This window comes from Arsenicicoccus cauae (assembly GCF_043162025.1).
In the GTDB taxonomy this organism is placed as follows: domain Bacteria; phylum Actinomycetota; class Actinomycetes; order Actinomycetales; family Dermatophilaceae; genus Arsenicicoccus; species Arsenicicoccus cauae.
Map to the genome: position 1 here is coordinate 830,354 of NZ_CP171001.1, position 11,892 is coordinate 842,245.

The window sequence follows — 11,892 nt, forward strand, 5'->3', positions numbered from 1 at the left end:
GCGCGGTCAGAGCGGGCGGGCGAGGCGCTGGAGGCCCTCGGCATACCGGCGCTCGACCAGCGTCAGCAGCTCGGGGTGGGTGCCGAGGGGGCGGGTCGTGAGGTCGGCGCCGGCGCGGGCGATCACGTCGGCGAAGTGGCCGGGGCCGATCAGGTATGACGCCGCGATGACCCTGCGGGGGCTGCCGTCACGGGCCGCGGCCACGGCGTCAGCGATGGTGGGGGATGCCGCCGAGCCGTATCCCACGGTCACGGGTCCGGCCCACCGGCAGCGCACGGCGTCGAGCAGGGCGTCGACGTCGGCCTGGGCGCGCTCGCGGCTGGACCCGGCGGCGGCGACGACGAGGGCGTCGCCGGGCCCGCCGCCGGCGCCCTCGGCACGGCGCACGAGGATGTCGGCGAGGATCGGGTCGGGGCCGAGCGCCCCCGTCGCGCAAGCGCTCTCGCGACCGGCGACGGCCCGGGCGATGTCGACCTCGACGTGATAGCCGAGCGACAGCAGGATCGGCACGACGACGACCCGCAGGCCCGCCCCGGTGAGGGCGGCGACGCTGTCGGCGACGTGAGGCTCCTGCACGTCGACGTAGGCCAGCTCGACCCGCAGGTCAGGCCGACGCCGCCTCAGCCGCTCGGCGATGCCGGTGACGGTGCGCTGACCCTCGGGGCTGCGGGTGCCGTGCGCGGTCAGCAGCAGCACCGGCTCCGGCTCGGCGAGGGTCGTGCGGGGCGCGACGAGACTCATGCCGACAGTCTCCCCGCTGGGGCCCCGGCCGCGGCGGATGCGCCCGCGCCCTGGTCCGGCGCGCCGGTGACCTGCACGCCGGAGACCTGGGCGCCGGAGACCTGCACGCCCGAGACCTGGGCGGGGAGCCCGGCGACGGCGCCGACCACGATGACGGCCGGGTTGGTCAGCCCCTCCCGGGCGACGGCGCCGGCCAGCTCGGACAGCGGGGCCCGCACCTCGCGCTGCCAGGGCGTCCACGCCTGCTGTATGACGGCCGCGGGGGTCTGCGGATCACGGCCGTGCCGGACGAGCCCCGCCGTGATCTCGTGCAGCCGCCCCATCCCCATCAGCACGACGACGGTGTGCGGGGTCGTGGCCAGCGCGGGCAGGTCGAGCTCGTCGTGCCCGGAGACGGTCACCACCCCGGTCGACAGGCCGCGGTGCGTGACCGGTATGCCGGCCGCCGCCGGGGCAGCCACCGCGCTGCTGATGCCGGGGACGACGTGGCAGGCGACGCCCGCCTCGTGGCAGGCCGCCAGCTCCTCGCCGCCGCGACCGAGGACGAAGGGGTCACCGCCCTTGAGCCGCACGACCTTTCGTCCCCGCTTGGCGTGGTCGACCAGGAGCTGGTTGATCTCCTCCTGCGGCACCGGGTGGTGGTGCGGACGCTTGCCGACGTCGACCAGCTGGACGGATTCGGGCAGCTCGGTGAGCACCGAGACGGGTCCGAGCCGGTCGTGGACGACGACGTCGGCCTCGTCGAGCAGCCGCCGGGCGCGCACCGTCAGCAGGTCCGGGTCGCCGGGTCCGCCACCCACGAGCCACACCTCGCCCACAGGTGGCGTACCCCCGGGCGAGCTGTCAGAGGCGGACGAACCGCTCGACCTGGAAACGTGGCCGGAGCCGGAGCCGGAGCCGGACGTGCCGGTGGACCCGGAGCCGGAGGGGCGGTGCGGCAGCACCAGGGCGCCGAAGGGCGTCGACAGGGGAACGGGCGGGCGCGTCATGCGGCCCCTCCCTCCACGGTCTGGCGGGCCCGCTCGGAGGAGGCCGCCGCCACCTCGGCCTGCTCCGCCGGCGCCACGCCCGCAGGCTCGGTCACGCACGGCCCGACCTGCACCCGTCCCGCGATGACCTGCACGGCCCACGAGCCCAGGCCCACGCTCGGCTCCGCGACGGCGCGACCGCTGCGGACGTCGAAGGCCTGCTTGTACATCGGGGAGAAGATCACGGGGACCTCCCGCCCCTCGACCGTCACCGAGCCGACGAGGCCACGCGACATGACGTTGGCGTCGCAGTAGGGGTCGCGCTGCCCCACGGCGTGCACGGTGTCGTCGTGCAGCCGCACGATCGCCACCTGCCGGCCCTGCACCAGCGCCGGGACCGCCCGCTCGGGCTGCAGGTCACTGACGGCGCACACGTCGGTCCAGGTCACGCTCATCGCCGCACCTCCAGGGTGGTCCCACCGATCAGCACGGGGGCTCCCGGCTGGTTGCTGCCCGGCTCGACGGGGTGGCCCTCCGAGGTGACGACCTCGATGTCACCGTCGCCGCGACGGGCGGCCTCGCGCTCCTCACGGGTCGCCGGACGACGCTGGCCGCGCTCGACGACATACACGAGGTCGCCGTCGGCCTGGTCGGGGGCGTTGACGAAGGACGTGAACCGGGCCAGCTTGACCGGGTCCTCGAGCACGTCGCGCCACTCGTCGGAGTAGGACTCGACGTGCCGCTCCATCGCCCGGTCCAGGTCCGCGCCGATGCCGAGGCTGTCCTCGAGGATCACCTCGCGCACGTGGTCCAGGCCGCCCTCGATCTCCTCGAGCCAGGGCGCGGTGCGCTGCAGGCGGTCGGCGGTGCGGATGTAGTACATGAAGAACCGGTCGACCGTGCGGACCAGCGTCTCGGTGTCGAGGTCCTCGGCGAGCAGCACGGCGTGGCGCGGGGTGAAGCCGCCGTTGCCGCCGACGTAGACGTTCCAGCCGTTCTCGGTCGCGATGATCCCGACGTCCTTGCTGCGCGCCTCGGCGCACTCGCGGGCGCACCCGGAGACGCCGAGCTTGATCTTGTGCGGCGCCCGCAGCCCGCGGTAGCGCAGCTCCAGGTCGATCGCCAGCTTGACCGAGTCCTGCACGCCGAAGCGGCACCACGTGGAGCCGACGCAGGACTTCACGGTGCGCAGCGACTTCCCGTAGGCGTGCCCCGACTCGAAGCCTGCGTCGATCAGCCGCCGCCAGATCGCCGGCAGCTGGTCCATGCGCGCCCCGAACAGGTCGATCCGCTGGCCGCCCGTGATCTTGGTGTAAAGCCCGAAGTCGCGGGCGATCTCGCCGATGACGATGAGCCCCTCGGGGGTGACCTCGCCGCCTGCGATGCGGGGGACGACCGAGTAGGTGCCGTCCTTCTGCATGTTGGCGAGCACGTGGTCGTTGGTGTCCTGCAGGGCCGCCTGCTCGCCCTCGAGGATGTGCCCGGTCTCCAGGCTGGCCAGGATCGAGCCGACGACCGGCTTGCAGATCTCGCAGCCGCGGCCCTTGCCGTGCCGGGCGATGATCTCGCTGAAGCTCCGCTCGCCGGTGACGCGCACGGCGTTGAACAGGTCGGCGCGGGACAGCTCGAAGTGCTCGCACAGGGACCGGTTGATCTCGAGGCCGGCCTTCTCCTGCTCGGAGGTGACGATCTTCTTGACCAGCGGGAGGCAGGAGCCGCAGCTGGTGCCGGCCTTGGTGCACGCCTTGACCTCGGCGAGGTCGGTGCAGCCGTGCTCGGTGATGGCCGAGCGGATCGTGCCCGCCGTGACGTTGTTGCAGGAGCAGACGCCCACGTCGTCCGGCAGCTCGGCCGTGGCGTGCGGGTCGGCCTGCAGGCCCTCCGGGACGAGGTATGACGAGGGGTCGGCGCCGAGCTGTCGTCCCACCATGGGCCGGAGCGAGGCGTAGGCGCTGGCGTCGCCGACCAGCATCCCGCCGAGGAGGGTGCGGGCGTCGTCGCTCATCACGAGCTTCTTGTAGACGCCGGCGACCGGGTCGGCATAGGTCACCTCGAGGGCGCCGTCCGCGGTGGCGAAGGCGTCGCCGAAGCTCGCGACGTCGACGCCGAGCAGCTTGAGCTTGGTGGACGTGTCGGCGCCCGGGAAGGTGGCCGTGCCGCCGAGCAGCCGGTCGGCGACGATCTCGGCCATGGTGTTGCCGGGCGCGACCAGGCCCCAGACGCGACCGTCGATGCACGCGACCTCCCCGATCGCGTAGACGGCGGGATCGCTGGTGACGCAGGCCTCGTCGACGACGACGCCGCCGCGCTCGCCGATCTCCAGACCGCAGGCGCGGCCCAGCTCGTCACGGGGACGCACACCCGTCGCGAACACCACAACGTCCGTGTCGATCCCACCGCCGTCCGCGAAGTCCATGCGGGCGACGACGCCGCGGCGGGCCTTGATCCGCTGCGTCGCCGTGCCGGTGCGCACCTCCACGCCGAGCGCCTCGATGAGCCGCCGCAGCGACTCGCCGCCACCCGCGTCCACCTGCAGCGGCATGAGCCGCGGCGCGAACTCCACGACGGTGGTGTCCACGTCGAGGGCGGTCAGCGCGCCCGCCGCCTCCAGGCCGAGCAGGCCACCGCCGATCACCGCACCGCGCAGGCGGCGGCGGTGCTGGGGGCGGGCGTCCTCGACATACTGCCGCAGGGCCGCCACGTCGTCGATGGTGCGGTAGACGAAGGTGCCGGTCACGTCCTTGCCCTCGACGGGCGGCACGGTCGCGAACGACCCGGTGGCGAGGACCAGCGCGTCGTAGGCGAGGGTCCGGCCGTCGCTGCAGGCCACGCGCCGCGCCTCACGGTCGATCCTCGTGACCGCGACGCCGCGCCGTAGCGTGACCTGCTCGTCGCGCCACAGGGACTGGTCGCCGAGCGCGAGGTCGTCCGCGTCGCGGCCGCTGAAGTAGCTCGTCAGGGCCACCCGGTCGTAGGGGGCGCGGGGCTCCTCCGCGAGGAGGGTGACGCGCCAGGACGCGTCGGTGTCGCGGGCGCGCAGGGCCTCGACGAGTCGTTGGGCGACCATGCCGCCGCCCACGACGACGAGGTGGCGCTGGGTGCTGCCGGTCATCGGTCCTCCTGTGCTGGTGCGTTCCTCGACGCTAGGAAGGGGTTGTTACGCCGAGGCGGGCGCTGTGTTTCGGGCGTGCTACACGCGGTAACAACCCAGCGTCATCGATGTCGGACGCGGTGCTCGCGGGGTCGCCGTCGACCTCGGCCAGCCACTCCAGCAGTCCCTGCACGGTGGCGGTGCACGTGCCGCAGCCCGTCGTGGCGCGCGTGCGGCAGGCGACGTCGTCGACCGTGCGGTCGCCCGCGGCGTGGGCCGCGACGATGTGGGACTTGGCGACGCCGTTGCAGCGGCACACGGTCGCCCGCCCCGGGATCAGGGCCGGGGACTGGGCGGTCGGCAGCCCACCACCGCCCTCGCTCGCCCGCAGCAGCAGCTGGGCGGGGTCGGCCGGCACGGGCAGCCCGCGCTCGTAGGTCGCCGTCAGGTCCGCCGCCAGCTGCGCGTCGCCGACCACGCTCGCCCCCACGAGCACGCCGTCGCGCACGCCCACCCGGACCCGGCGCCGGGAGCGCAGGTCGGTAACGGTCACGACGTGCACGTCGGTGTCGGCCAGGTCGTCGTCGGGCAGGGTGCCCAGCGCGACGACCGTGAGGTCCTTGGCCTTAAGTCGTATGACGTCTCCGCCCGCCGCCTCGGGGGTGGAGCCCGTCGGCGCAGCGGCCCCGTCGGTCGGACCCGTCGAGCGCGAGTCGCCCTGTCGCGCCAGGCGTCTCGCGACGGCCGACGCCTGGTCCCAGCCGGGCGCGAGCAGCCCGCTGCACCCTCCGGGGGGTTCGGCGCAGTCGCCGATCGCCGAGACCCGTGGGTCTGCCAGGGATCTCAGGTCGGAGTCGACGAGGACGCCCGCGGCGCAGGGCAGCCCGGCGTCGGCCGCCAGGTCGGAGCGTGGCCGCACACCGGTCGCGACGAGGAGCAGACCGCCCTCGACGACGGAGCCGTCGGCGAGCCGCAGCCCCGCCACCGCACCGTCGTGGACGACCACCTCGGCCGCCCGGCCGCCCGTGACGACGTCGATCCCGTTGTCGCGCAACGCGTGCCGCAGCACGGTCGCCGAGGCCGCGTCCAGCTGGCGGTCCAGCGGTCCGGCGCCGGAGTGCACCACGGTGACCGGCACGGCGTGGGCGCGCAGCCCCACTGCCGCCTCGACGCCGAGCAGGCCGCCGCCGAGGACGATCGCCCGCCCCACGGATCCCACGCGTGCGAGAACCGCCCGGCAGTCCGCGAGCGTCCGCAGGGCGTGGACGCCCGAGGGCCACCGAGACGCGTCCTCCAGGCCGGCGAGCGGCGGCACGCGCGGGTCGGCACCGGTCGCGAGCACGACCTGGTCGTAGGGGTGCTCGTCGCCGTGCTCGTCCACGACCAGCTGGCGCTCGCGGTCCAGGCGCACGGCTGCGACGCCGTCCAGCACCCGCACCCAGGTGGCGCGGTGCGGCAGCGCGAGCCCGTCGACGGCCGCGCGTCCGCCGATGACCTCGGACAGCATGAGCCGGTTGTAGGCCCCCTCGGGCTCGGCGCCGATGACGGTGACGTCGAGGGCAGCGGGGTCGGCATACCGGTCCAGGTCGTCGATCAGTCGCGCCGCCACCATGCCGTGGCCGACGACGACGATGCGGGTGCGGTCAGGCACGGGGATCTCCTTGGGCGGCGCGGATGCTCACGGCCGTGACCTTGAACTCCGGCATGCCGCTGACGGGGTCGGTGGCGGGGTTGGTGAGGGCGTTGGCGCGCTCGGCCCCGGGGAAGTGGAAGGGAACGAACACCGACTCGGGCCGGATCTCGCGCGACAGCCGGGCCGGCGCCGTGCACGACCCGCGCGCGGAGGTGAGGGTCACGTCCTGACCCTCCTCGATCCCGAGGGTGGCGGCCGTCCGCGGGTGCAGCTGCACGAACGCCCGCGGCTCGCCGGCCACCAGCTCGCGAACCCGCCGGGTCTGCGCCCCCGACTGGTAGTGCTGCAGCACGCGACCGGTGATGGCGTAGTACTGCGCGTCGGAACGCAGCTCGTCGTCCACGCCGCGAGGCTCGACGGGCAGCATGCGGGCCCGCCCGTCCGGCGTGGCGAAGCGGTCGAGCAGGGCGCGCGGGGTCCCCGGGTGCGCGGGATCCGGGCAGGGCCAGTGGATCTCGTCCCCGCGGTCGAGGCGCTCGTGGCTGACGCCGCCGTAGTCCGCGATCCCGCCCGCGCTGGCCCGCGCGAGCTCGTCCATCACGAGCGCGGGATCGGTCTCGAACCGCGCTGGTGCGCCGAGGCGTCCGGCCAGGGCGGCCCACACATCGAGCTCGCTGCGCACCCCGGGTGGCGGGTCGATCACCTTGCGGCGCCGGATGACTCGCCCCTCCAGGCTGGTCATCGTGCCCTCCTCCTCGGCCCACTGCGTCACGGGGAGCACGACGTCGGCGAGCAGCGCGGTCTCGGACGGCACGAAGTCGCAGACGACGAGCAGGTCCAGGGCGCGCAGGCGCTCGGTGACCTGCGCCGCGCCGGGGGCGCTGACGACGAGGTTGGAGCCGTGGACCAGCAGGGCCCGTATGCCGCCCGGCTCGCCCAGGCGCCCGAGGAGCTGCATCGCGGGGACACCTGGCCCCGGGAGGGTGTCCGGGTCGACGCTCCACACCGCGGCGACGTGCGCCCGCGCGGCGGGGTCGCTGATGGAGCGGTAGCCGGGCAGCTGGTCGGCCTTCTGGCCGTGCTCGCGCCCGCCCTGCCCGTTGCCCTGACCGGTCAGGCAGCCGTAGCCCGAGCCGACGCGTCCCGGCAGGCCCAGCGCCAGAGCGAGGTTGATCGCCGCGGTGACGGTGTCGGTGCCGTGCGCGTGCTGCTCCACGCCGCGGCCGGTGAGCACGTAGGCGCCGGAGCCGGACGCGAGCGGTGCTGCGGCCGCGAGGATCTCGGCGGCGCGGCGCAGGTCGTCGGCGGGGACGCCCGTGACGCGCTCGACCCGCTCGGGCCACCACTCGGAGACGGAGGCCCGCACGTCCTCGGCCCCGGTGACCCGCTCGGCCAGATAGGGGGTGTCGGCGCGACCCGTCGCCCAGACGAGGTGCAGCAGGCCGAGGAGCACGACGATGTCGGTGCCGGGGAGCGGCTGCAGGTGCAGGCCGCCCCCGTCATCGGTGAGCGCCGCCGTCGGCGAGTGGCGGGGGTCCACGACGACGAGGCCGCCGCGCGAGCGGGCACCCGCGAGGTGCTGCACGAAGGGCGGCATCGTCTCGGAGGGGTTGGAGCCCAGCAGCAGGATCGCCTGCGCCCCACCGAGGTCGGCGAGGGGAAAGGGCAGGCCGCGGTCCAGGCCGAAGGCGCGGTTGGCGCCGGCCGCCGCCGAGGACATGCAGAACCGGCCGTTGTAGTCGATGAACGGCGTGCCGAGAGCGATGCGGGCGAACTTGCCTAGGGTGTAAGCCTTCTCGTTGGTGAGGCCGCCGCCGCCGAACACCCCGACGCAGTCCTGGCCGTGCTCGTCCTGCAGGGCCAGGAGCCGGGTGGCGATCAGGTCGAGCGCCTCGTCCCAGGTCGCCGGCGCGAGCTCGCCTGCGGCAGAGCGGATCAGCGGGGTCGTGAGGCGGTCGGCGGCGCCGAGGACGGAGGCGCTGGTCCACCCCTTCTGGCAGAGGCCGCCCCGGTTGGTGGGGAAGTCCCGCGGCCCCACCGTGGGTAGCGCATCCTTTTCTGGAGTCGGGTCGGGCCTCAGGGCGGGCGTCAGCGTCATCGCGCACTGCAGCGCGCAGTACGGGCAGTGCGTGTCGGCGGCGGCCCCTGCGAGAGGGGCGGCCGTCGAGGCGGCGGGGGTCGCCATACCGGCAATCTCCTCTCCTGGCAGGGACGCTCTCGTCAGATGCGGTGCGCGGCGACGCTGGACCCGCGCCGCAGGTAGACCGCCCAGGTGAGGCCGAGCAGCAGCAGGTAGGCGCAGACGAAGGCCCACAGCGCGGCCTGCAGCGAGCCGGTCAACGACGTGGACAGGGCGAAGCCGCGCGGGATCAGGAAGCCGCCGAAGGCACCCACCGCGCCGGCGATGCCGATGCAGCCGGCGGCGGCCTTCTTGGCGCGGAGCAGGGCGTCGGCGCCGCCCTCGGAGGTGGCGGTGAAGACCGCGGGGATCATCCGGTAGACGGAGCCGTTGCCCAGCCCCGAGACCACGAAGAGCAGCAGGAACGCGCCGAAGAACAGCGCGAAGCTGTGCGCCCGCAGGCCCATGACGGCGCCGACGGCGCCGATCGCCATGACCACGAACGAGATGCAGGTGATCGTGGCCCCGCCGAAGCGGTCGGCCAGGCGGCCGCCGAGCGGTCGGGACAGCGACCCGACCAGCGCGCCGAGGAAGGCGAGGTTGAGGCTCATCTCGGGGAACTGCGCCTTGAGCAGCGTGGGGAAGGCGCCGGAGTAGCCGATGAACGACCCGAAGGTGCCGATGTAGATGACCGACAGCAGCCAGGTGTGCGGGTGCCGCGCGGCGCGGGCGTAGGACCGTCGGTCGGACCGGGTGCCGGCGATGTTGTCCATGCAGCGCCACGCGAGCACGGCGGCGAGCAGCACGAGCGGGATGAACATCAGGCCGGCCCGGTCCAGCGCGACGCCGGAAGCCGTGACGATCACGAGGGGGACGGCGAGCTGCACGGCGGCCGTGCCGAGGTTGCCGCCGGCGGCGTTGAGGCCGAGGGCGGCGCCCTTCTCACGCTCGGGGTAGAAGAACGAGATGTTGGCCATCGAGGAGCTGAAGTTGCCGCCACCCACGCCGGCCAGCGCCGCGATCAGCAGCAGCACGCCGAACGGCGTCTCCGGGTGCTGCACGGCCCACGCGAGGCCGAGGGTCGGCAGAAGGAGCAGCAGCGCCGAGATCGTCGTCCACGTGCGCCCGCCGAAGGCCGGCACGGCGAAGGTGTAGGGCACGCGCAGCGTCGCCCCGACCAGGGACGGCACGGACACGAGCCAGAACATCTGGTCCACGGTGAGCGTGAACCCGGCCCGCGGCAGCTGCGGCACGACGATCGACCAGACCGCCCACACCGCGAAGCCCAGGAACTCCGCGAAGACGGACAGGGCCAGGTTGCGGCGGGCGATGGTGCGCCCGCCGTGGTCCCACTGACCAGCGGACTCGGGGTCCCAGCCCACGAGGGTGCGGCCGGAGGCTCGGGTGAGTCCGGGGGCCAGCTCGCCGGGGGACGGCGTGTATGTCGTGGACGTTCCCGCGGCGCTGGCGGGGGCGCCCGCGGCGCTGGTGGAGGTGCGGCTCGTCGTGCTGCTCATCGGGGCTCCCGGTCGTGTGAGGGGCTGCTCACGATCGACGCTAGGGAGCCCGTCGGCTCAGGCTGTTGCCCCTGTGTTGCGATGACGTCAACGGATCACCTGATCCGCGATGCGTCGTTAACCTGCCGGACCCACGACCGTCCGGACGTGCTCCGGGGGCGCTCCGGGGGCGCTCCGGGGCGCTCCGGTCAGTGCCAGGCGCCCCGCCAGTAGGCCGGCGGGTAGGGCGCGTCGTGCTGGTCGACGCCCAGCTCGTGGGCGGCGCGCAGCGGCCAGGACGGGTCGCGCAGCGCGGCCCGGGCCAGGAGCACGGCGTCGGCGAGGCCGGCGTCGAGGATCTCCTGGGCCTGACGCGGCCCCGTGATCAGCCCCACCGCGGCCGTGGGGATCTCGGCGCCCTCGCGCACCTCGGCGGCCAGCGGCACCTGGTAGCCCGGCCCCACGGGGATCGCCGCCTGGGTCACGCCGCCGCTGGACACGTCGATCAGGTCGGCGCCGTGCTCGCGCAGCGTGCGCGAGAGCGCGGTCGTCTGCTCGATGTCCCAGCCGCCCTCGATCCAGTCGGTGCCCGAGAGGCGCACGAGCACCGGCTTGTCCTGCGGCCAGACGGCGCGGACGGCGTCGAGCACCTCGACCACGATGCGCGAACGTCCCTGCAGGTCACCGCCATAATCGTCGGTGCGCTGGTTGGACAGCGGCGAGAGGAACTGGTGCAGCAGGTAGCCGTGGGCCGCGTGGATCTCGACCGTGTCGAAGCCCGCCTCGTCGGCGCGGCGCGCGGCGTCCACGAAGTCCCGCACCACCTGGGCGATCTCGTCGGTCGTCAGCTCGTGCGGCACGACCAGACCGTCTCCGGGCTCGGAGGAGGGGGCGACCGGCTCCCAGCCGCCCTCGTCGGCGGGGACGGTGCCCTCGGGCGCGCCCTCCCACCAGCGGTAGGTCGACGCCTTGCGTCCCGCGTGCGCCAGCTGCACGCCGATCGCCGCGCCCTGCCCGTGCACGAACTCCGTGATGCGCGACCAGGCGTCGCGCTGCTCGTCGTTCCATAGGCCCGTGTCCTCGGGGCTGATGCGCCCCTCGGGGGACACCGCCGTCGCCTCGGTCAGGATCAGCCCGAAGCCGCCCTGCGCCCGGGCACCCAGGTGCACCAGGTGCCAGTCGGTGGGGACACCGTCCCGCTTCTCCACGGAGTACTGGCACATCGGCGCCAGCCAGACGCGGTTGCGGATCGTGAGGCTGCGCAGGGTGATCGGCGCGAACAAAGATGTCATGGGGGCGGCAACCCCGCGACGCCCGCTCCTGTTCCCCTGCATCCTCCCGGCCTGCACCCGGCCGGCAACCGGCGTCGTCCTCTGCGAGATGGGCACGTGTCCGTCGGCTGCCTAGGCTGAGCCCATGAATCCCTTCCTCACCGCGGCCTTCGCCGAGTCCTTGCTCGACCAGTCGCTCACCGGGGTGACCGAGCGGGGCGGGTGGCTCGGGTCGTTCGTGGCCAAGCGGCTGGTCACGGTGACCGCGAGCTCGCTGATCGAGATGCCCGGGCCGTATGCCGACGCCCTGTCCCGTCTCAAGGCGGTGCGCGGCGAGGGCCCGGACCCGCGGGACACCGACGAGGGGCGCGCGTGGGGATACTCCTGGGTCGAGCGCGGCGGGGTCATGCCCGTCGTGCTCGTGGCGTGGCTGATCGAGGGGCAGTCACCCGTCCACGTGGAGGCGTTCACCAAGGCCAGGGCGGGCGACACGAGCTCCGCCGAGCGGGCCATCGCCGATCTCGCGAGCCGCCTGCGCGTGGAGGGCTGACCCCGACCGCGCCGACCGCTTGC

General features: G+C 74.2%; 9 protein-coding genes. 1 reads left to right on the plus strand and 8 read right to left on the minus strand.

Annotated features, from left to right (window positions below):
* Positions 1 to 6 precede the first annotated feature (6 nt).
* The 8 genes from ACF3NS_RS03830 to ACF3NS_RS03865 all read right to left on the minus strand — a co-directional run bounded on the left by ACF3NS_RS03830 (position 7) and on the right by ACF3NS_RS03865 (position 11,340).
* A complete protein-coding gene (locus tag ACF3NS_RS03830) occupies positions 7 to 741 on the minus strand; it encodes a sirohydrochlorin chelatase (protein ID WP_289032821.1) in 735 nt (244 codons plus the stop codon).
* Positions 738 to 1,730, minus strand: a complete 993-nt coding sequence (gene cobA, locus ACF3NS_RS03835) for a uroporphyrinogen-III C-methyltransferase (RefSeq protein WP_392467903.1) — start codon at positions 1,728 to 1,730, stop codon at positions 738 to 740. Before cobA ends, ACF3NS_RS03830 begins: the two co-directional genes overlap by 4 nt.
* Positions 1,727 to 2,164, minus strand: a complete 438-nt coding sequence (gene nirD / locus ACF3NS_RS03840) for a nitrite reductase small subunit NirD (RefSeq protein ID WP_019287492.1) — start codon at positions 2,162 to 2,164, stop codon at positions 1,727 to 1,729. Before nirD ends, cobA begins: the two co-directional genes overlap by 4 nt.
* A complete protein-coding gene (nirB, locus tag ACF3NS_RS03845) occupies positions 2,161 to 4,821 on the minus strand; it encodes a nitrite reductase large subunit NirB (protein WP_392467904.1) in 2,661 nt (886 codons plus the stop codon). The genes nirD and nirB overlap by 4 nt, the downstream gene beginning before the upstream one ends.
* A gap of 31 nt (positions 4,822 to 4,852) precedes the next feature.
* A complete protein-coding gene (locus ACF3NS_RS03850) occupies positions 4,853 to 6,451 on the minus strand; it encodes an NAD(P)/FAD-dependent oxidoreductase (protein WP_392467906.1) in 1,599 nt (532 codons plus the stop codon).
* Positions 6,444 to 8,618: a molybdopterin oxidoreductase family protein gene (locus ACF3NS_RS03855; protein WP_392467908.1), complete on the minus strand. Its 2,175-nt coding sequence runs from the start codon at positions 8,616 to 8,618 to the stop codon at positions 6,444 to 6,446. The genes ACF3NS_RS03850 and ACF3NS_RS03855 overlap by 8 nt, the downstream gene beginning before the upstream one ends.
* Positions 8,619 to 8,653: 35 nt before the next feature.
* Complete coding sequence (locus ACF3NS_RS03860; RefSeq protein WP_392467909.1) at positions 8,654 to 10,069, minus strand: MFS transporter; 1,416 nt, start codon at positions 10,067 to 10,069, stop codon at positions 8,654 to 8,656.
* A gap of 188 nt (positions 10,070 to 10,257) precedes the next feature.
* Positions 10,258 to 11,340: an NADH:flavin oxidoreductase/NADH oxidase gene (locus tag ACF3NS_RS03865; RefSeq protein WP_392467910.1), complete on the minus strand. Its 1,083-nt coding sequence runs from the start codon at positions 11,338 to 11,340 to the stop codon at positions 10,258 to 10,260.
* Positions 11,341 to 11,464: 124 nt separating this feature from the next.
* On the opposite strand from ACF3NS_RS03865, the gene ACF3NS_RS03870 reads away from it, so the two are divergent.
* Positions 11,465 to 11,869: a hypothetical protein gene (locus tag ACF3NS_RS03870; RefSeq protein ID WP_392467912.1), complete on the plus strand. Its 405-nt coding sequence runs from the start codon at positions 11,465 to 11,467 to the stop codon at positions 11,867 to 11,869.
* Positions 11,870 to 11,892 lie beyond the last annotated feature (23 nt).